Annotated in this window: 23 protein-coding genes; 21 read left to right on the forward strand and 2 right to left on the reverse strand. The window is 35.7% G+C overall.

Features of this window, described 5'->3' with window-relative positions; translation table 11 throughout:
* Nucleotides 1-95: 95 nt before the first annotated feature.
* The 8 genes from DN392_RS21040 to DN392_RS21075 all read left to right on the forward strand — a co-directional run bounded on the left by DN392_RS21040 (nucleotide 96) and on the right by DN392_RS21075 (nucleotide 7,358).
* Nucleotides 96-506: a hypothetical protein gene (locus tag DN392_RS21040; protein WP_048566834.1), complete on the forward strand. Its 411-nt coding sequence runs from the start codon at nucleotides 96-98 to the stop codon at nucleotides 504-506.
* A 10-nt stretch (nucleotides 507-516) separates the two neighbouring features.
* Nucleotides 517-1,632: a flagellar hook-length control protein FliK gene (locus tag DN392_RS21045; RefSeq protein ID WP_048566925.1), complete on the forward strand. Its 1,116-nt coding sequence runs from the start codon at nucleotides 517-519 to the stop codon at nucleotides 1,630-1,632.
* A gap of 3 nt (nucleotides 1,633-1,635) precedes the next feature.
* Nucleotides 1,636-2,208: a flagellar hook assembly protein FlgD gene (locus DN392_RS21050; protein ID WP_001143481.1), complete on the forward strand. Its 573-nt coding sequence runs from the start codon at nucleotides 1,636-1,638 to the stop codon at nucleotides 2,206-2,208.
* Nucleotides 2,209-2,229: 21 nt separating this feature from the next.
* Entirely contained in the window at nucleotides 2,230-3,543 is a 1,314-nt protein-coding gene (gene flgE / locus DN392_RS21055; protein WP_048566835.1) for a flagellar hook protein FlgE, read from the forward strand.
* 49 nt (nucleotides 3,544-3,592) lie between these two features.
* Nucleotides 3,593-3,928 carry a DUF3964 family protein gene (locus DN392_RS21060; RefSeq protein WP_048566836.1) on the forward strand — a complete coding sequence of 112 codons (336 nt, stop codon included), beginning with the start codon at nucleotides 3,593-3,595 and terminating at the stop codon, nucleotides 3,926-3,928.
* A gap of 318 nt (nucleotides 3,929-4,246) precedes the next feature.
* On the forward strand, nucleotides 4,247-4,732 hold the full coding sequence (locus DN392_RS21065) for a hypothetical protein (RefSeq protein WP_000068318.1): 486 nt from the start codon (nucleotides 4,247-4,249) through the stop codon (nucleotides 4,730-4,732).
* A 120-nt stretch (nucleotides 4,733-4,852) separates the two neighbouring features.
* Entirely contained in the window at nucleotides 4,853-5,761 is a 909-nt protein-coding gene (locus DN392_RS21070; protein WP_048566837.1) for a chemotaxis protein, read from the forward strand.
* A gap of 649 nt (nucleotides 5,762-6,410) precedes the next feature.
* Nucleotides 6,411-7,358 (forward strand): DNA-binding domain-containing protein, encoded by a 948-nt coding sequence (locus tag DN392_RS21075; RefSeq protein WP_048566838.1) that lies wholly within the window; start codon nucleotides 6,411-6,413, stop codon nucleotides 7,356-7,358.
* 95 nt (nucleotides 7,359-7,453) lie between these two features.
* Here DN392_RS21075 and DN392_RS21080 read toward each other — a convergent pair whose 3' ends face one another.
* Both DN392_RS21080 and DN392_RS21085 read right to left on the reverse strand, forming a co-directional pair.
* Nucleotides 7,454-8,254 carry a flagellin N-terminal helical domain-containing protein gene (locus tag DN392_RS21080; protein WP_048566839.1) on the reverse strand — a complete coding sequence of 267 codons (801 nt, stop codon included), beginning with the start codon at nucleotides 8,252-8,254 and terminating at the stop codon, nucleotides 7,454-7,456.
* Nucleotides 8,255-8,508: 254 nt separating this feature from the next.
* Nucleotides 8,509-9,603 (reverse strand): flagellin N-terminal helical domain-containing protein, encoded by a 1,095-nt coding sequence (locus DN392_RS21085; RefSeq protein WP_048566840.1) that lies wholly within the window; start codon nucleotides 9,601-9,603, stop codon nucleotides 8,509-8,511.
* A gap of 256 nt (nucleotides 9,604-9,859) precedes the next feature.
* Here DN392_RS21085 and DN392_RS21090 point away from each other — a divergent pair, with 256 nt between their 5' ends.
* From DN392_RS21090 to DN392_RS21150, 13 genes are all read left to right on the forward strand, one after another.
* Nucleotides 9,860-10,645, forward strand: coding sequence for a lytic transglycosylase domain-containing protein (locus DN392_RS21090; protein WP_048566841.1), 786 nt, complete (start codon nucleotides 9,860-9,862; stop codon nucleotides 10,643-10,645).
* A 62-nt stretch (nucleotides 10,646-10,707) separates the two neighbouring features.
* Nucleotides 10,708-10,932, forward strand: coding sequence for a flagellar motor switch protein FliN (locus tag DN392_RS21095; protein WP_000775712.1), 225 nt, complete (start codon nucleotides 10,708-10,710; stop codon nucleotides 10,930-10,932).
* 14 nt (nucleotides 10,933-10,946) lie between these two features.
* On the forward strand, nucleotides 10,947-11,933 hold the full coding sequence (gene fliM / locus DN392_RS21100) for a flagellar motor switch protein FliM (RefSeq protein WP_048566842.1): 987 nt from the start codon (nucleotides 10,947-10,949) through the stop codon (nucleotides 11,931-11,933).
* Nucleotides 11,934-11,943: 10 nt separating this feature from the next.
* A complete protein-coding gene (gene fliN / locus DN392_RS21105) occupies nucleotides 11,944-12,303 on the forward strand; it encodes a flagellar motor switch protein FliN (protein WP_048566843.1) in 360 nt (119 codons plus the stop codon).
* 12 nt (nucleotides 12,304-12,315) lie between these two features.
* Entirely contained in the window at nucleotides 12,316-12,636 is a 321-nt protein-coding gene (locus DN392_RS21110; RefSeq protein ID WP_000121176.1) for a hypothetical protein, read from the forward strand.
* Nucleotides 12,633-13,391 carry a flagellar type III secretion system pore protein FliP gene (locus DN392_RS21115; RefSeq protein ID WP_001220577.1) on the forward strand — a complete coding sequence of 253 codons (759 nt, stop codon included), beginning with the start codon at nucleotides 12,633-12,635 and terminating at the stop codon, nucleotides 13,389-13,391. The genes DN392_RS21110 and DN392_RS21115 overlap by 4 nt, the downstream gene beginning before the upstream one ends.
* A gap of 33 nt (nucleotides 13,392-13,424) precedes the next feature.
* Nucleotides 13,425-13,700, forward strand: coding sequence for a flagellar biosynthetic protein FliQ (locus DN392_RS21120; RefSeq protein WP_001098085.1), 276 nt, complete (start codon nucleotides 13,425-13,427; stop codon nucleotides 13,698-13,700).
* A gap of 15 nt (nucleotides 13,701-13,715) precedes the next feature.
* A complete protein-coding gene (locus DN392_RS21125; RefSeq protein ID WP_001055694.1) occupies nucleotides 13,716-14,477 on the forward strand; it encodes a flagellar biosynthetic protein FliR in 762 nt (253 codons plus the stop codon).
* Nucleotides 14,478-14,487: 10 nt separating this feature from the next.
* A complete protein-coding gene (gene flhB / locus DN392_RS21130; RefSeq protein WP_001030093.1) occupies nucleotides 14,488-15,534 on the forward strand; it encodes a flagellar type III secretion system protein FlhB in 1,047 nt (348 codons plus the stop codon).
* Between the two features lie 24 nt (nucleotides 15,535-15,558).
* Nucleotides 15,559-17,625, forward strand: a complete 2,067-nt coding sequence (gene flhA / locus DN392_RS21135) for a flagellar biosynthesis protein FlhA (RefSeq protein ID WP_048566845.1) — start codon at nucleotides 15,559-15,561, stop codon at nucleotides 17,623-17,625.
* A gap of 14 nt (nucleotides 17,626-17,639) precedes the next feature.
* Entirely contained in the window at nucleotides 17,640-18,959 is a 1,320-nt protein-coding gene (gene flhF / locus DN392_RS21140; RefSeq protein ID WP_048566846.1) for a flagellar biosynthesis GTPase FlhF, read from the forward strand.
* Nucleotides 18,960-19,001: 42 nt separating this feature from the next.
* Nucleotides 19,002-19,775: a flagellar basal-body rod protein FlgG gene (locus tag DN392_RS21145; protein WP_088321458.1), complete on the forward strand. Its 774-nt coding sequence runs from the start codon at nucleotides 19,002-19,004 to the stop codon at nucleotides 19,773-19,775.
* Between the two features lie 166 nt (nucleotides 19,776-19,941).
* Nucleotides 19,942-21,237, forward strand: coding sequence for an NtaA/DmoA family FMN-dependent monooxygenase (locus tag DN392_RS21150; RefSeq protein WP_088321457.1), 1,296 nt, complete (start codon nucleotides 19,942-19,944; stop codon nucleotides 21,235-21,237).
* The last annotated feature ends 100 nt before the right edge of the window (nucleotides 21,238-21,337 follow it).

Here is a 21,337-nt window from a genome sequence, read left to right on the forward strand (position 1 = left end):
ATTTTTTTGTTTTTTAATATTTCACAGATTTTTTTGGAAAAAAACTATATAATAGAAAAAGAGAACGTTATAATAGGAAGGGGCTATGAAAACAGGTGGATAAGCAGCAGTACGACACGATAAAATTGCAAATAAATCAAGAAAAAGAACAGATTTTGAAAGAAGTGTATGAATTAACGGGTGAAAAAAGAAAAATAGAACAAAAAAAAGAATATGATTTATATGTAGTAAAATCGCGTAGTAAAGTCGTACAAACTGGGCAGCGTATAATGGCCGGTATGCTTTCGTCACATACGTTTTCACCTGAAAGAATAGAAGAATGGAATCGGAAAATTAAAAAAACGGAAGATTTTATTCGAAAAAATGAAAGCCTTTTAGAGCAAGTAAAAGAAAAAGAACGTGTCATTGATGAGATGTATCAAGAAGGTTGTAGAAAGCTTGCTAAAGTACGAGAAAAGCAGGAAGAAAAAATGCTTCTTGATTTGAAAATGTGTATGAATGGATGAGGTGAATATAGTGATACAGTCTGTATTACCGGTGCAACAAAGTTTACCTCCGCAAAAAGAAAAAGGGCTAGAAGTACAATCAAAAAGTGAAGATTCTTCATTCGATCGTACGATGAGAATGGAAAATAAAAAGCAGCCGAAAACGGAGAAAATGAAACGAGAAGAAGCACCAAAAGAAGAAAAAAAAGAATATATTCTTTCTAAACAATCAGTAACGAAAGAAGAGCCAATTGTAAAGAAAGAAGAAAAAAAAGAGACAGAACAGTTACTATTAGCAGTATCTGAGCAAATGGTTGCAATTGAACAATTACGTGTGCAGCCGGAATTGTTATATCAATACATACAAAAAATACAAGAGCTATATAAAGAATATGGGAATATAAAACTTAACGAATTACCCGCCAATGAATTACAACAGTTACAAGAGCTTCTTTCAAATATGAATATCAAAAATGCTATATGTTTAGAAGATACAATGCAAATGGTATTAGACAAAATGAAGATGCCGGAGCAAACGATGCAAGTATTGAAAGTGGTAGAAACAGAAACTTGTAATATTGCAAAGAAACAAGAAGATTCCAAAAACTTAGATGTAGATCTTCCAAAAGCTGAGGGCGATGATGTAAAGATAGAGTTGCCTGAAGGTGATGTGTTAAACGATTCGAGTTCAACGGGTGCGGAGTTATTAAATAAAGCAACGGGTACGGATCAAATAGGAAAATCAAATAGTGGCGCTGAGAAAGTTACGTTACCTGACTTAGGAAAGAAAATGGAAGCACAAGTAGAAGCGTTGCAAAAATTTGTAGTGAAACAAGAGCGTGTTTTATTTCAGTTAAATCCAGAAAAACTTGGTACATTAACGGTGTTTATGAAAAAACATGGAGATCAAATTGATGTTCACGTAGAAATGGAAAAACATGATGCGAAAAAACGTGTTGAAATCATTTTTGATGAATTGAGACTGAAGTTAAAAGAAAAAGAAATCAATATTCAAATTAGCTATTCAGATAAAGATGAAAATCGAAAAGAACAGCGAGAACAAGAGCAAAGACAAAAACAAAAATTAGCAAGTACGAAACATGAAAAACAACATGCAAAAGAATTTGCGGGATTATTGGAGGAATAAAGTGTGCCAACAGTTGGATTAAATACAACGAGTACAAATCATATTCCGTTACAAGCAGGAGCACAAACAAAAAACGCATCTGTTACTGGTGCACAGTCGACAGCTCAACAAGCAAACGGAGTATCAGCAAGTACTCAAAAAACACCCGGTATTATGGATAAAGATGATTTCCTGAAACTTTTCTTAGCAAGCTTTCAACATCAAGACCCGTTTAATGCGATGGATATGAACCAAATGATGAACCAAACAGCACAGCTATCGCTTATGGAGCAAGTACAGAATATGACGAAAGCAGTAGATAAACTGCAATCAACGATGTATTCGACGGCTCTTGATGGAGGGATGAAGTTTTTAGGAAAGTACGTTAGAGGTGTAAGCAATAATGGAAAGCAAGTGACTGGTCAAGTGGAAACAGTTCGACTTGCTGAAAATAACGATGTGCAACTTATTGTTGATAATCAAGTTGTCTCACTTCGTTTCATAGAAAGGGTTTCTGATAAACCGATAACAGAAACTAATCCGGAAGATGAGAAGAAAGATGATATAGAAAAAAATGAAGAGGTTAAGCCAGATTAATAAAAGGAGTGTACAAAGGTTATGATTAAAGCGTTATATACAAGTATTACAGGGATGAATGCAGCACAAAATGCATTAAGTGTTACTTCAAATAATATTGCAAATGCACAAACAGTTGGATATAAAAAGCAAAAGGCTATTTTTGATGATTTGCTATATAATAATACGGTTGGTTCACGTGGTGATGGTGCTTATGCTGGTACGAATCCAAAAAGTATTGGTAACGGTGTAAAGTTCAGTGGGACATCTACAGATTTTAGTGATGGCTCTATTACTTTAACTAGCGATAAGATGGAGACAGCGATAGAAGGAAACGGTTTGTTTTTAGTAGGTGATCGTAATGCTGGAAATGTAGAGTATACGAGAAAAGGGTCTTTCGGTGTATCGAAAGATAGCTATGTTACAAATACAGGTGGACAGTATGTACTAGGTTATGGTGTAAAAACAGGAACACAAGAAGTAGATTTTTCTTCACGACCAAGCCCAATTCATATTCCAATGGGATCAGCTGTTGGTGGGATTCAAACAGATAAAGCGACAATAGGCGGAAACCTTCCTAGAAACCAAAATGCATTATCTCACGAATTCACAGTTTTTGATGCGGAAGGGAACTCGTTAACGTTACGTGTAAATATTAAACAAAAGACTACAAAAGAGACTGTAGATGGTAAAGAAGTTGAAAAGCCAGTGCCAGGCGAATATACATATTCAGTTTCTGTAAGAAATGATTCTAAAAACGAAAAAGAATTTAAGCCTATTGAAGGTATGCCGGACAACAAACCGCTTATATTTGATACATTAGGAAATTTAAAGCAAACAGATGAACCTGTACAAAAAGATCCAGTAACTGGCGAAATTACTAAAGGTGGATCTGTTCAAATTCCTTTTGGTGGTGGTCTAACACTTGATTTAAGCGGATTAACAAATTATCCGACAGGGAAAACTATTTCTACCACAGAAGTAACGGGGCGTCCAGCTGCAATTGCAAATGACTATTCTATTTCTGACGGTGGTTTCGTTATGATGAAATATTCAGATGGTAGTATGAAAGTTGTAGGACAACTAGCTGTAGCTACATTCCCGAATTCAGGTGGATTAATGAAAACAGGGAATGGAAATTACGTTGCGACACCATCAGCGGGTATTCCAGGAATAGGTGTTGCTGGTGAGAATGGTGCAGGTAATGTACGAGGGTCAGCAAAAGAAAGTTCAAACGTAGATTTATCTGTAGAATTTGTTGATTTAATGCTTTATCAACGCGGATTCCAAGGGAATGCGAAAGTAATTAAAGTTTCTGATGAAGTATTAAATGAAGTTGTAAACTTAATTCGATAATATATCATAAAGAAAAATTGTAATGTAGTAGAAAGGGTTTTTTATTCGTATGACAAGACAAGAGCGAATTTTACAATTGCCTTTTTTCGAAAATAAACGTGAACTTGCAGAGCAAGTGTTAAAAATGGAACGAGAAGAGCATATATATTTACCTGATCAATTTGAAATTAAGCAAGTACCTGCATATTCATTTGGTGAAAAGCAATCAATTATTGGCCGTATTCATGAGTTTTATTTCGTAAGTGTTGGTAGCGAGGGAAAATGGAAGTATCAACTGTTTAAGGACGAGATGAAGTGCCGTGAGTTTTTTATTACACTATCAGGGATAACGGATCAGCAGATTGCATTTTGGTTCAATAACATCGAGTTATTGAAAAGCTCTTAAAAAGATCTAAAAAGACCTTAAAAGCTCTTTTTAGGGTTGAAGAGAGGACCTAGCGTTGTTTTGGAGCGGTTAGTGCCTAATAGGGCCGCGACTGGTGTGTAAGGACAGAGGTATGGAGAGTTACTAGGGTAGTATAAGAAGAGGTAAGCAAAGTTTAGTGTGGATAAACAGTTATGATCCAGACGAGCTCCTATTTGTAAGAATAGAGCTATGGAGGCGTACGGAGATGGTTGGGAATGAGATAATCATTTCATATTAGGCCAGTGCCTTCTGGATAGTATGTGACGATAGATTTCTATAAAAGGAGAGGTGAGGAGGATGGCGCAGAATAAGTATCGCGTTACATTCATTTCGCCAAGTGAGGTTGAGCAGCGGACTGTAATGGCGGCGAGTAGTTTGCCGGATTTAATTCGTAAAGTAGAGAGTATTATTGCAGATCCGAACGGTTATTTTGTAAATGATAAAAAAAATAATTGCTATTTTAAAGTGATTAAAGAAAATGTTACGTTTATTCAATATGAGTTACTATTTTCGGATAAGGAAATTCATATTGAAAAATTAAAACATATAGCACCAGCTATATTGAAACAATTATTTAAAAAAATAAATGATCCAGAATTATATGCGCTTGCGCTACTTGATGTTGATATAGCGACGAAAGAATATGTGCTAGAAGAAATGGATTCGGAGCTAAGAATACGAGTAGAAACGGAGCTTTCGAAAAAGTGGGAAGCAATGCCGACAGAAATTGTAGGAGCACAAGAAGTGTTATTAGAGGCACTTGCTTCGTTTATACAAGATTAATCTTCTTTTTAAATAAATCGTTCGACTATCTATATTTTTCATATAGGTAGTTGACTTTTTCGTTTTAATAAAGCTTAATAATTAGATATACGGAATTAATGGAAGGGGAGCGACACCTTTATGTCACAAGCACAAAGTATTTTATTAGAAAGTGGAACAAATGAATTAGAGATTGTCACATATACTGTTGGTGAAAACCTATTTAGTATTAATGTAATGAAAGTACGTGAAATCATTAATCCATTCCCTGTTACAACTGTGCCAGAATCTCATCATGCAGTTGAAGGTGTTGTTCAAGTACGTGGTGAAATTTTACCTGTTATTAACTTAGCGACAGCTCTTAATTTAAAATCGACAAAGCCACTTGATCAAACGAAATTTATTATCTCTGAATTAAATCAAATGAAAGTTATTTTCCGTGTTGATGAAGTGCATCGTATTCAACGTATTTCTTGGGAACAAATTGATGAACCAGCTTCATTGTCTATGGGACTAGAAGAAACGACATCTGGTATTGTAAAACTAGATGGGCAAATCATTTTACTATTAGATTATGAAAAAATTGTATGTGAAATTAGCGGTACTGGTTATGACAACAAATCACTTGCAGGGTTAGAACAGAAAACAGATCGAGCTGAAAAGGTGATTTATATTGCAGAAGATTCAGCAATGCTTCGCCAAATATTAGAAGAAACATTATCATCAGCTGGATATACGAAAATGAACTTCTTCAGCAATGGTGCAGAAGCATTAGCGCAAATTGAAAAATTAGCGAAAGAGCAAGGGGAAAAAATGTTTGAACATATTCACTTGCTAATTACTGATATTGAAATGCCGAAAATGGATGGACATCATTTAACGAAAGTAGTTAAGGATAGTGAAATAATGAATCGTTTACCAGTCATTATTTTCTCTTCATTAATTACAAATGAATTATTCCATAAAGGCGAAGCTGTAGGAGCAAATGCGCAAGTAAGTAAGCCAGATATTCAAGAGTTAATTGGTTTAGTTGATAAGTTAGTGCTGTAAAAAACGTTTTGAAAAGCTTTTTTTAGCTGGAATAGAAGCTCTAACCATGCGTAGAGCGGTCGTTGCCTAATAGAGCCCTATGCGATGTGAGACCAGAGATATGGAGTGGTTTTAGGTCAGTAGAAGAAAAGAGCCTTTGATTGAGGGTTTGAAGAACTGATATACAACTCTATTTTTTTAGTAGGGAGGAGGGAACTAGCCACGTGTAAGTAGTACGGGCTAGTTCCTTTTTTGCATTCTATACTCTACTGTACAGGTAGAAAGATTAAACGTTTCTGGAGTGTTTGTGGCTGTATGAATAGTCTCTACTTCGAGATTTTCAATTCGTTTAATGAATAAATAGCGGGCTTGTTTATTTGAAAATATAAGAGAACGTATTTTTGGAATATGTTAGTAAGGTTGCGTAGTAACGCAAACTTTTTCGGTGAAAATATATCCTAAATACCATATAATATAATTAATATGTAATTATGCATATTAATTAAAAATAATTTTTTTATTTCTATACTTTCTATACATTTTTGTATGTTTAATGTTTGACAGATAATTTCGAAATGTTATAATATGGATATGAAAAAATTGCTATTTTCTGAGAAGACATGGGAGTCAGATGAGAATTGTGAAAGGATGAGGGGGAGTGACACAGATTATGTATCACCACACAGCAATCAATGTATTAAGTCTTTTACAAAACATGTCAAATAATAAAATGAACGATATGCAACTAGAAGCGGAATTTAAAAAAATAGAAAAACAATTCCAAGTAAAATATGAAGAACTAGTTGATTTATATAATAGAATGGTATTATTTCAAATAGATATAGAAAAACATGGTGGGATGCGAGCATATGAAAAATCAGCGATTACATGGCTGAAGTCTGAGCTAGAGTTACTGTATGAAGTGTATCAATTTTCCCAACGTCACGGTTTAAACATTATTAATATTTCAAAATACGTTAGTAAAAAAGAACTAAATCTTTTTCCGAAAACAGAAAGTCAATTACAAAATACGTATTACAAATTAAAAAAATGTGAAATACCGTTTGAAAATATTGAAAAACAAAAACCAGGACGAAAGCGAAAATATACGCCTGTAAAAGAACCAATTGTTGAAATGAAAAAAGAAAACAAACAAGAATTAAGAAATGAAGTTCCAAATACAGAGACCGAAAAAAATCTTGTAACAGTTATATCTGGTATTGTTGATAATTTTGAAACAATTAGCCAGTGTAGTGAAAGAAAAGAGCATGAACTACATCAGTTCATGGAAGGAATCTATAAGCTTTCTAGCATGGCTGCAGAGCGTTCAAAAGATGAAAGGAACGCACGTGGTCTCGAAGGCGAGTTACATGTATTACGAGCTGAAAATGACAGACTCAAGCGAGAAAAGGAAGAGCTGGTTTATGATATAAAAGAAATGACGCATCATTTAATTCATTTCATTACGAGCTCTGATATCGATCAAATTCGCACATTACCTTTCTTCGTAAAAGAATGTAAACAAGATTTGCATAAATTAGGGTTATATAACGCACAAGACGGTAAAATGAAAATTATGGTTGATCGTAGTGGACAGGTTATGACTGTAACGCAGTAATAAAATTTGGGTACAAAATAAAAGGGAGATACATAGTTTATATGTATTTCCCTTTTGTTTTGTGTGGAATCGTTCCAAAGATGGAAAATGAACTTTTACGATTGTAGTAGTTTAGAAACCATTTGCGGAATTTGATTTGCTTGTGAAACCATACTAAGCGCAACTTCAGTTAACAATTTAAACTTTAAAAAATCGCTCATTTCCTGCGCCATATCCGCATCTTCAATTCGAGATGCAGCATCTGTTAAGGCCATACTTTGGCTATTTAAATTTTCAATATTAAACTGTAAACGATTCATCATAGCCCCAAGATCAGCACGATGAAGTGATACATTTTGTAAAGCCTCTTCAATTTTACGAATTGCAGCTCTTGCTTCTTGCTCTGTTGAGATCTTGATGTCATGTTGTGTAGGGGAAGGGGGAATGTGTTTCGTTATATTTACTGTATGACCAATATCATCTAACGTAACAGGACGGTTTTGGCCGTCGAACACGGATAAATCATTAAACTCAGTCGTCTCGCCAATATAGCCAATTTGCTCTGTTAAAGATTGAAACTCTTTATTTAACGAATTACGGTTTTTATTTGAATTTGTATCGTTCGCAGACTGAACAGCTAAATCACGCATACGCTGTAAAATATTCGTCACAGTTTGAAGAGCGGCTTCCGCTGTCCGAATCATTGATAGCGCATCCTCATTATTACGAATCGCCACACGCATACCACTCGCTCGTGCATGCATACGAGTCACAATTGCAACATTAGCTGGATTATCAGAAGCATGGTTTAACTTCTTACCAGTCGCCAAATGCTCCATCGCAACATTCATACGTTTTTCATTCTCATATAGTGATTGCCTAGCATTCATACTCAAAACGTTCGTACCAATACGCATAATAGACACTCCTTATAAAATTGATATAGTCAGTGTTCTAAAGCTAATAAACGGATATGGAAGGATAAAGAGACTTATGCTTATTTTATCTTTTTGTTTTAATAAAAGGGACGAGGACAAAGTAAGCCCTGACTGCTACTAAATATGGCTAGATCTTCTATTTAAGTAAAAGAGAAGCCTTTAATCTGTTTATATAGAAAAAATAAACCTCTCCGCAAGCAGAGAGGTTTATTCAAGAAACTAACTCAAATGGCTTATTGTAATAATTTAGAAACCATTTGTGGCGTTTGGTTTGCTTGAGAAAGCATGCTGATTCCAGCTTCGTTCAAGATTTTGAACTTAGTCATTTCAGACATTTCTTTCGCCATGTCAGCGTCTTCGATTTGAGAAGCAGCTGAAGCCATACTAGCAGATTGGCTCTTAAGGTTATTTACGTTAAAGTCAAGACGGTTTAATGTAGCACCTAGAGTTGCACGGTTGTCAGCGATTGATTTAAGAGCTGAGTCAATTGATTTGATTGCTGAATTAGCACTAACGTTTGCTTTTGCGCCAGCTGTAGGGGCTACAAATGCAGCTCCAATTTCTTGAGCATTTGGAACTGTCTTATCAACTGTATATTTATCAAGTTTTTGTTGAACATCTGTTACTTGTTGTTCAGTCATGTAATCTTTAACTAAATCGAATCCTTTTTTGAATTCAGCAATAGCATCTTCAGTTTCTTTGCTTGTAGCTTTTGCTGGGTCTAAATCTTGTAAAGCTTGCGCAGCATCAGTAGCTACTTTAAGGTCTGCTGCCTGTAGTGTTGTTGAATTTGTGCCAGCAATTGTTAATGTATCAATTTTTAATGCAGAAGTAGATACATTTGCTAAGTTGATATTAATTTGCTTACTTGTTTCAGATGAATCAAGTGTTTGGATAGAGATAGAAGCTTTAGAACCATCTAATAAGTTTTTGTCATTAAATTGTGTGTTTTTAGCAATGTAATCAATTTGTTCTTTTAAAGCATCAAATTCTTTATTTAAAGCACCTTGGTTTTCCAAAGTATTTGTACCATTCGCAGATTGGTTAGCGATGTCACGCATACGAAGTAAGATGTTAGATACAGAGCCTAATGCTGAGTCAGCTGTACGGATCACTGACATACCATCTTGTGTGTTGTTAGCAGCTACTCCTAATCCGCTTTCACGAGCACGCATACGAGTTGCGATTGCAAGACCTGCTGCATCGTCAGAAGCGTTGTTGATACGTTTACCGCTTGATAAACGGTCCATAGCGTTGCTCATTTTCGCTTGGTTTTGGCGCATGTACTCTTGTGTACGCATGCTATTAATGTTTGTATTAATTCTCATGTTAAGAACCCCCATTTTTTTATATTGACTTTTCTGCAAATTGAAAAACGGTAATATGCGAAAAAATCAATTTCGAGATTTATTGTAATCCCTGTCATAGCGGGTGTCAACTAAAAATTCGAATTAATAAATATAAAAAAATAACAGTTTAACAATATATTCATTTTTTTATTACAATATTATTAAAAGGATTATTGCAAACTTTAAAAAAAAACTCTAATATTAGATTATCTTTGTTTACCGAAAAGGTGATATTATGATAGTTGGAAATATAGTAAAAGAAGTGCTTGCATATAAGAAAGGACAAATTCAGCAAAAGCTAAGTAGTCCACAAGCATTCGTTAGTAGTCGTTTTCAAGAGAAATTGCAGAGTGAACCTGCGAAGGAGACGAAGGGTACTGCGCAGCCGACAAGTGTAGAGGATATGAGTCAGCCGGTACAATCTACGAAAATAGAAGCGGTTGTGAATAAACAAGCAGAATCTATTCATAAAGTAGAGGAAGTAAGTAAGCCTGAAGAAAAGACTGAAACGAAGAACGTAGATGAAGTGCAAGTCGCACAAAAAGAGTTTGAACGACGTTTCCCAGAAACGAAAAATGAGGCTGCTGATACGTGGGGATTAACGAAGAAGTATAATATTCAAAAAATACGTTCTTCCAATGAAGGGAAGTATGAGGATATTATTGATCGTGTAAGTCGTACATACGAAATTCCGAAAATGTTAATTCAAAAAATGATTGAAGTAGAATCTGATTTTAATCCGAAAACGGTGTCACATGCAGGTGCGATGGGTCTTATGCAGCTTATGCCAGCGAATGTGAAAGAGATGGGTATAAAAAATCCATTTTCACCAGCTGAAAGTATTGAGGGCGGTGTGAAAGAGTTAAGCGGTTATTTGAAGAAAAATAACGGCGACTTAGTATTGGCACTTGCTTCTTATAATGCTGGCCCTGGTAATGTGAGAAAGTACGGAGGCGTACCGCCATTTAAAGAAACGCAAGGATATATTAAAAAAATATTAAATATCGACGTTTCAAAATAAGAAGTTTCATATATAGAGAGAACATGAAATTTTCGTGAACATGATATGGGAGTTGGCTAGATTTGAAATTACAAGATGATATTCCGTTAACAATTTATTTTGAAATCGGAAATACGAAAAAGAAAATTGAAGATTTGCTTCATATTACGAAAGGTACATTGTATCGTCTTGAAAATTCAACGAAAAATACGGTGCGTCTTATGCTTGAGAATGAAGAGATTGGAACCGGAAAGATTTTGACGAAAAACGGGAAGATGTACGTTGAAATCGTTGAATTGAAAAGGTAGGGAAGGGGATTGTCATGAGTGGCGAAAAATTAAGCCAAGAGCAAATTGATGCCCTGCTGAAGGCGGTAAATGAAGGCGAGGAAATGCCAGCTTTTGCACAAGAAGCAGGGAAGCAAGAGAAATTTCAAGAGTATGATTTTAATAGACCGGAGAAGTTTGGTGTTGAGCATTTACGTAGCTTGCAAGCGATTGCTTCTACGTTTGGAAAACAGACGTCACAGACGTTGGCAGCGCGTATGCGTATTCCGATTGAGTTAGAGCCTTCAACGGTTGAACAAGTTCCATTTACGAGTGAGTATGTGGAGAAAATGCCGAAAGATTATTATTTATATTGCGTTATTGATCTTGGCCTCCCAGAGCTTGGAGAAATTGTTATTGAGATTGATTTAGCGTTCGTTATTTATATTCATGAATGTTGGCTTGGCGGAGATAGTAAGCGTAACTTTACGATGCGCAGACCACTTACCGCATTTGAGTTTTTAACACTGGATAATATTTTTATGCTCCTTTGCAAAAATTTAGAGCAATCATTTGAAAGTGTTGTAGAGATTAAACCGAAATTTGTAACGACAGAGACAGATCCAAATGCACTTAAGATTACGACAGCGAGTGATATCATTTCATTACTGAACGTAAATATGAAAACGGATTTTTGGAATACGACAGTTCGTATCGGTATTCCGTTCTTATCTGTTGAAGAAATTATGGATAAGTTAACGTCTGAAAATATTGTCGAACATTCTTCGGATAAGCGTAAAAAGTATACGTCTGAAGTAGAAGTGAAAGTAAATCAAGTGTTTAAACCTGTTCACGTTGCGATTGGTGAACAGAAGATGACAATGGGTGACATTGAACAAATTGAAGAGGGAGATATTATTCCGCTTCATACGAAAGTTTCGGATGAATTGCTTGGTTATGTAGATGGAAAGCATAAATTTAATTGTTTTATTGGAAAAGATGGAACGCGTAAGGCGCTCTTATTTAAAAGTTTTGTAGAGTAGGAGGATCCATATGAAGCATGAAGTATCTCCTGTGTCATTAATGGGATTAGAAGAATTTGCAGGAAAGCGAAATGAAGCGGGTAAAGCACATATTGATACTGTTTCGGATATTTCGATTGAACTTGGTGTAAAGCTTGGGAAGTCATCTATTACGCTCGGTGATGTGAAGCAATTAAAAGTGGGCGATGTTCTTGAAGTAGAGAAAAACTTAGGACATAAAGTAGATGTGTATTTAAGTAATATGAAAGTCGGCATTGGGGAAGCGATCGTAATGGACGAGAAGTTCGGTATTATCATTTCTGAAATTGAAGCTGACAAGAAGCAAGCTGCGCTTATGAAGGCGCAAAGTCAAATGCTAGATAAAGAGTAGAGGAGGAGTCATATGTCGTATATGACGACCTTATTTCAAGTCGTTTTACTGTTTGGTGCGCTCGGCTACGGTGCATATTATATGACGAAAAAGACGCGCAAGCAGCAGTTTTTTAAACAAGGTGAAAATGGCCATATTCAAGTGAAAGACGGCGTTTATTTAAATCATCAAACGAGTGCCTTTTTATTTGAAGTAGACGGCAAGCAAGTGTTCACGGTTATTAGTAATAACGGTGTGCAGTCTGTGCAATTAACAGGAACAGGAAATCAGTTTCAACAAGCGCTAGAAGACGCGGTGAAGAGTGAAACGAAAAAAGTAGAGGATCCATCATGAGAATAAAGAAACAGTTATCATTATTAGCCATTATTTTCGTATTTTCTATCGTTTTTTCAATTATTTTTGTAAATCCAGCGTATGCAGCCCAAAATGGTTTTATTAATTTCGAAAATGGAAAAGAGTTTACGAGTAATTCAAGTGTACAACTATTTGCGCTCGTTACCCTGTTGTCATTATCTTCTTCTATCGTTCTATTATTTACACATTTTACTTATTTTATGATCGTTCTTGGGATTACACGTCAAGGACTTGGGGTAATGAATTTACCACCGAACCAAGTGCTTGTTGGACTTGCATTATTTTTATCACTCTTTACGATGCAGCCTGTACTTGGGCAGCTAAAGAGCGATGTGTGGGATCCGATGACGAAAGAGAAAATAACAGTAAGTCAAGCTGCGGAGACGACAGCTCCGATTATGAAAGAGTATATGTCAAAGCATACGTATAAGCATGATTTAAAGATGATGCTGAAAGTGCGCGGTGAAGAGTTGCCGAAAGATTTGAAAGATCTTTCTTTATTTACGCTCGTACCATCCTTTACGTTAACGCAAATTCAAAAAGGATTGTTAACAGGGATGTTCATTTATTTAGCGTTTGTATTTATAGATTTGATTATTAGTACACTTTTAATGTACCTCGGAATGATGATGGTACCGCCGATGATTTTAAGTTTACCATTTAAAATACTCGTTTTCGTATATTTAGGTGGATATACAAAAATCGTCGACATTATGTTTAAAACGGTCGCCTGAAGCGTTTGATGCTATGTGATAGGAGTCATATAAATGAATACGTCACCAATTATAGATATTTTTCAAACCTTTTTTTATAAAGGGGTTATGATTTTAATGCCGGTTGCCGGTGTAAGTATGATTGTCGTTATTATCATCGCTGTCATTATGGCGATGATGCAAATTCAAGAGCAAACGCTGACGTTTTTACCGAAAATGGCGAGTATTGTACTCGTTATTATCATTTTAGGTCCGTGGATGTTTCAAGAGTTAACGACGCTTATTTTAGATTTATTTGATAAAATCCCATCGCTATTGCGTTCGTACTAAGATAGGTGGAATGAAATGAATATGGAATTATGGGCGGCGACGTTTTTTGCGTTTTGTCGCATTACTTCATTTTTATATTTTTTACCGTTTTTCTCAGGTCGATCCATTCCAGCAATGGCGAAAGTTACATTTGGACTTGCTCTTTCCATTACGGTGGCCGATCAAGTTGATGTCTCTCACATAAAGACAACTTGGGACGTAGCAGCTTATGCAGGTACGCAAATTGTAATTGGATTATCGCTTTCAAAAATTGTAGAAATGCTGTGGAACATTCCGAAAATGGCCGGGCATATTTTAGACTTTGATATCGGTTTATCACAAGCAAGTTTGTTTGATGTAAATGCAGGTTCACAGTCTACTTTACTATCAACCATTTTTGATATATTCTTTCTCATTATTTTTATTTCACTTGGCGGCATTAATTATTTCGTTGCCACGATTTTAAAGTCGTTTCAATATACAGAGGCGATTTCAAAATTGCTGACGACTAGTTTTTTAGATAGTCTACTCGCAACGTTATTATTTGCGATAACATCAGCGGTTGAAATTGCTCTTCCGCTTATGGGAAGTTTGTTCATCATTAACTTTGTTTTAATTTTAATCGCAAAAAACGCTCCGCAATTAAACGTTTTTATGAATGCGTATGTCATTAAAATCACATGTGGTATTTTGTTTATTGCGATGAGTGTACCAATGCTCGGTTATGTGTTTAAAAATATGACGGACGTATTGCTTGAGGAATATACGAAACTATTTAACTTTTTCTTAACGAAGTAGGGGGACGCGCATGGCAAAGGATAATAAAACAGAAAAGGCCACCCCGCAGAAGCGTAAGAAATCGCGTGAAGAAGGGAATATTGCCCGGAGTAAAGATTTAAATAATTTATTTTCCATACTTGTATTGGCAGTTGTCGTTTACTTTTTTGGAGATTGGTTAGGGTTTGAGATTGCAAACTCTGTAGCGGTACTGTTTGATCAAATTGGAAAAAATACAGATTCAACTGAGTATTTTTATTTAATGGGGATTTTATTACTAAAAGTATCAGCGCCAATATTAATACTCGTATACGCTTTTCATTTATTTAATTATATGATTCAAGTCGGTTTCTTATTTTCTTCTAAAGTCATTAAGCCGAAAGCGTCACGTATTAACCCCAAAAATTATTTTACGAGATTGTTTAGTCGTAAAAGTTTAGTAGATATTTTGAAATCACTATTTTATATGGGGTTAATTGGTTACGTCGCTTACGTTCTCTTTAAAAAGAATTTAGAGAAGATCGTGAGTATGATTGGATTTAACTGGACTGCGTCGCTTACTGAAATTATTAGGCAAATTAAATTTATCTTTTTAGCTATTTTAATTATATTAATCGTTCTTTCTATTATTGATTTTATTTATCAAAAATGGGAGTACGAACAAGATATTAAGATGAAAAAAGAAGAAGTAAAACAAGAGCATAAAGATAATGAAGGGGACCCGCAAGTAAAGGGAAAACGAAAAAACTTTATGCATGCCATCTTGCAAGGGACAATTGCGAAGAAAATGGATGGTGCAACGTTTATTGTAAACAATCCGACTCATATTTCAGTCGTACTTCGGTACAATAAACAAGTTGATTCGGCGCCAATTGTCGTTGCAAAAGGGGAAGATGAGCTCGCATTATATATACGAACGCTCGCCCGCGAACAAGAAATACCAATGGTGGAAAACCGTCCACTTGCTCGTTCTTTATATTATCAAGTCGAGGAAGATGAGACGATTCCAGAAGATTTATACGTAGCTGTAATTGAAGTTATGCGCTATTTAATTCAAACCAATGAACTTGAAGTATAATAGCGCGGTTGGAGGAGATCTCTTGTGTTTAAGATAGATTCTGCAAGAACCTATTTTTCTATCTTTTTAGCAGCGTCATTCGTAGTGGCGCTCTTAATTCCACTTCCACCATTTATACTTGATATCGTTATCGTTTTTTTACTAAGTATGTCAGTGCTTATTTATATGCGAGCAACAAGTATTAACGAGTGGGATGAATTAAAGTCATTTCCGACGATGCTGTTATTAATCGGGATTTTCCGTGTATCGATTAACGTATCGACGACGCGAGCGATTTTGACAGACGGAAATGCGGGGCATGTTATTGAAGAGTTTGGCCAGTTCGTAATTGGCGGGAACTTATTAATTGGTATCGTTATTTTCATAGTATTAATCATATTCCAGTTTATCGTTGCAAACGGTGCGTCTCGTACAGCTGAAGTTGCAGCTCGTTTTACACTTGATTCTTTACCCGGGAAACAAATGTCAATCGATGCGGATTTAAACCAGCGTATTATTACTGAAAAAGATGCACAGGCAAAACGAAAAAAGTTAAATATGGAAACAGAGTTTTACGGTGCGATGGATGGTGCCGGGAAGTTCATTAAAGGGGACGTTATTTTCGGGATCGTCATTTTATTCGTAAACATTATTTTCGGTTTAATTGTCGGCATGATGCAGCAGGGAATGAGTTTTGCTGATGCAGCTATTCACTATACACAGTTAACTGTCGGTGACGGAATCGTAAACCAAATCGGTTCGTTAATGCTTGCGATTTCAACTGGGATTATCGTAACGCGTGTATTTGATGGTTCATCTGATACAGTAACTGAAGGTATCTTTAAAGAGTTATTAGCGCATGAAGTTGTTGTATATGCGCTTGGTGGTTTATTTATTGCGATGGGTATTTTCACTCCGCTACCGTTTCTACCATTTGCTCTTGTTGGTGGAACAATTATTTTCTTAGGAATTCGTAATAAAAACCGAATAAAGAAAGAAAAAGAAGATGAGCTTCAAAAAGAAATAGAAATGATTCAAGGCGAAGATGAGCAACTGCAACAAGTGGAAGATTCATTCGGAGTATTTACAGATAAATATCCAATTATAGTAGAACTCGGTTTAGATTTAGCAGCACTTGTAAAGCAGAAGATTAACGGGGAAACAGCTCGTGATAAAGTTGTTCTTATGAGGAAGTCGATTATTACCGACCTTGGTATTAACGTTCCTGGCATTAACTTTAAAGATAATACGAGTTTTAGACCACGAGGACGTTACATTATTCGTATTAAAGGTGCGAAGGCAGCTGAAGGTGTTTTAAAATCAGGTTACTTATTAGCACTGAAAACACCGAATGTAATGGCCGATTTAGATGCAGAACCAGCGAAAGATCCGATTTTCGGTGAAGATGGATATTGGATTTTAGAGCATATGGTACAAGATGCACAAATGAAAGGCTATCAAGTATTAGAGCCACTTAGCATATTAATTACGCATTTAGATGTTGTCGTTAGACGTAATCTTCATGAGTTAATTCAGCGTCAACATGTAAAAGACTTAATTAACTCGCTTGAAAATGATAACGGCGTTTTATTAGAAGAGATTAAGAAGAAAGAAATCGACTTATCACTCGTTCAAAATGTTATTAAACAACTGTTAAAAGAGGGTATTTCTATTCGTGATTTACCAACTATTATCGAAGGTATTATTGACGGAAAAGAAATTTATCAAAATCATGTTGACGGTGTAACGTCGTTCGTCCGTGAATGTATTTCAAAAGTTATTTGTGAAAATGCAAAAAATCCTGACGGTAAAATTTATGCGGCGCTCTTCTCAGATTCAATCGAGTTAGATGCGGATGTTGTAAATAATTCATACCAAGGTTACTTATTAAACTGGGATTTAGATTTAGAAACACGTGTTGTTGAACAAGTACAGCGTGTCTTTAAACAAGCTCGTTTAATGGGAAGAGAACCAGTATTATTAACGCGTAGAAAAGATTTCAGATTTGCCATTGTAAGACTTCTTGAGCGTTATCAAGTAGAAGCGCAAGTACTTTGTATTAGCGAATTAGCACCGGAAATTGTTGTAGATCAAATTGCCTATATTGAATAGTAGGGGGTGAAGTAATGGAAAGTACAGAAAAGAAAGAAGCGTTAATGCGAATAAAAGCAGCTTCGAAAAATGAATTGTATCGAAAGTTATTTGACCAATATGGTACAGATTATTATTACGTTGTCGATGAAAGTGTAAAACGAAATATCCCGTTTTTTTGGAAAAAGAATTATGAAATGTTAGTTGCTTTTCCAGAGGATAAACAGGAAGAAGTGCATGAAGACACAGCTCAGTTTCATGAACAATTAATGGATGTTGTGAACGATCCTTCAGAACAAATTGTGAAGGCGAACGGAATTCAATCGGTACTGCACAATTTAGAAAACGTGACGACTTCTATGTCATACGCGGCGATGCAAACAGGAAATAGTGAAGAATGGACAAGAAAGAAAGAGAAACTATTAAAGCTGTTTGAAAAAGGTATCGTCGTTGTGAAACAGACGGAAGAAACGAAAGTAGCGAAAGTAACAAAAAAGCAAAAAACTGTGAAAAAAGTTGTTCCGGTCAAGAAAGAAGAAGTGGTTGTAAAAAAAGAAAACCAAGAATCTGTACCGTTTATTATTCAAAAAGTAATTCGTATGCTAGAGCAAAACGATGTAGAACAATATTTCATTCATGCATATGCTGAAAAGTTAAAAGTGAAGTTTGAGAATGCGACGATGATTACAGAAGAAGAAGTGATCGGCTATATATTGGAAGATATGAGATCCCATTTCAATACGGAAAACGTTTTTGAAAAAGAAGTGCAAACAATTGCATTAATCGGTCCAACTGGAGTTGGAAAAACGACGACACTTGCGAAAATGGCATGGCAGTTTCACGGTAAGAAAAAAACGGTCGGTTTTATTACGACAGATCATTCGCGCATTGGAACAGTACAGCAACTGCAAGATTACGTCAAGACAATTGGATTTGAAGTAATCGCTGTACGTGATGAAGCTGCAATGACAAGAGCACTTACGTATTTTAAAGAAGAAGCGCACGTCGATTATATTTTAATTGATACCGCCGGAAAAAATTATCGTGCGTCAGAAACAGTAGAAGAAATGATTGAAACGATGGGACAAGTAGAGCCAGATTACATTTGTTTAACGTTATCAGCTTCGATGAAAAGTAAAGACATGATTGAAATTATTACGAATTTTAAAGATATTCATATTGATGGTATCGTATTTACGAAATTTGATGAAACAGCAAGTAGTGGTGAATTATTGAAAATTCCAGCAGTATCATCGGCTCCAATTGTATTAATGACAGACGGACAAGACGTGAAGCAACATATACATATCGCTACAGCTGAACATTTAGCGAAACAAATGTTGCAAACATCATAGAAAAGAGGTGAAGGATAAGGTAACTGCCTTATTCAAACGAATATGAACGGTCTTTATATAGGTTCTATGGGTATGATGAATTACATGCAGCGCATTAATGTTCATTCGAATAACGTTGCAAATGCTCAAACGACAGGATTTAAAGCAGAAAATATGACTTCTAAAGTATTTGATGTACAAGACACATATCGCCGCGGAGATGGGGCTGTGACAAATATCGGTTCGACTGATTACGCTGTAGTACCAGCCGCAACGCATGTGAACTTAGTACAAGGAAATATACAAATGACAAATAGTGATACAGATTTCTTTTTAGATGATGGAACTGCTGGCACAGCTTCGTTTTTCGTTACATCTAAAAATAATGAAACGTTTTTAACGAGAGACGGTAGTTTTACATTAAATAGTGATCGTTACCTGCAAACAACTTCAGGCGCTTTCGTAATGGGAGAGAATAATGAACGTATTCGTATTCCAGAAGGAGCAAAAGTAGCTGTACAAGCAGACGGTACGTTATATGATGCAGTAACACAAAATAATATTGCCCGCCTGCAAACAAAAACAGTAGGTGCAGAAGCGAATAATCGTCTCGTACAGAGAGAGAACAAAAGCTTTACACTAGCAGAAGGGAATATTGCTGATTTACCGAACGGAACAGGCTTAGTAAAAAACCATATGCTAGAAAATTCAAATGTAGATATGACGAAAGAGATGGCAGATCTTATGACGGATCAAAAAATGATTTCAGCGTCACAACGCGTTATGACTTCATTTGATAAAATTTATGAAAAAGAAGCAAATGAAATATTGAGATAGGAGACTTCCCATAGAGGAAGTCTTTTTTATATTGCTTTTATTACAGTTACATCATAAAATGATAATGATTATCAATATCATTTTATCTATTTTCATAAGAATGGAATTTCATCATGACAGTAATATTTGTTTAACTAAGTGAATTAAAAATAAGGGGATGGTGTGTATGTCTACAAAAAAACAACTTTGTATTGGATTATGTTTAATTTCTAGAAAGAAAGAAGATTGTATATTTGATTCGGGAATCAATGAGCAAGTAGAACTAGCGAAACAAGCAGAAAAATCGAAGTTAGATTTTGTTTTTAAAGCCGATTATTTAGTGGCGCACCCAGATTTAATTGCTCGTAATAAGGGAAATGTCATTTTAGATCCGACGTTACTGTTTACGGCTATTGCATATGCAACAGAAAAAATTGGAGTCGTTACGACTGCATCAACTTCGTTTTATCCACCATATATATTAGCGAGGCAATTACAATCTTTACACTGGATTAGTAACGGACGAGTAGGTTGGAATATTGTTACATCTATTGACGGCGCTGAAAACTTTGGTGAGGAAGGAATGCCATCATCTGAAGAGAGATACGCGAAAGCGGCAGAATGTACAGCGTTAGTAAGAAAACTTTGGGGTAGTCACCCTAATGAAGTATTGAAAGTAGATAATCCTGATGTTATTAGAGAGATGGTACAGCCAATAGAGCATAATGGTGAATACTTTAAGGTGAAAGGTCCACTTAATATTCCGCAGCATATTTCAGGGGAAATGCCATTATTTCAAGCAGGTGCTTCAGAGTCAGGCCGGAATTTTGCTGCTTCTGTTGCGGATGCAATTTTTGCTGCAACGCCAGATGTAGAGTCAGGAATGGAACTGCGTCAAGATTTAAGAAGAAGAGCCGAACAGCATGGCCGAAAGCAAGAGGATATACGCGTATTACCTGGATTATATTTCTTTATAGGTGATACATATGAAGAAGCATTAGAAATGCATAGGCAAGCTCATCAACATCTCACAAAAGAAAAGAGATATGCGTTACTTGAAATGGTTCTCGGACTAGATGCTAGAGGAATTCCACTAGAAAGTAAGATTACGGAAGAGATGCTGCCAAGTCGGGATCAAACTGTTCGCAGTAAAACACACGCTGAATTATTACGGAACTACATTATTAAAAATGAACCAACACTTGAACAAATACTAGAACGACCAGAAGTTGTTGGATCGGCTCATTGGGTTGCGGTTGGTACAGCGCAAGACGTTGCGAAACAAATTATGGATAGATTTGAGGCAGGAACGTTAGATGGATTTATTGCTATTCCAGGAGGACCGCCAAAGTCACTAGATCTATTCTTTAGTGAAGTTATTCCTTTATTCGTGAAGGCCGGTGTATTTAGAGAAGAGTATAAGGGTTCTACTTTACGTGAACATCTGGGGGAGAACTTATCAAATGCTTTGCAGTTAAAATAAGTAGAATAGTATGTAGAAAAAGCCTTTCATAAGAAGGCTTTTTATTTTTAGTTTAAATTTCAGAATTATCAATTGACTTTATGAGTCTGTTTTTTTATAT

It is taken from the genome of Bacillus sp. BB51/4 (genome assembly GCF_008368845.1).
In the GTDB taxonomy this organism is placed as follows: Bacteria; Bacillota; Bacilli; order Bacillales; family Bacillaceae_G; genus Bacillus_A; species Bacillus_A wiedmannii.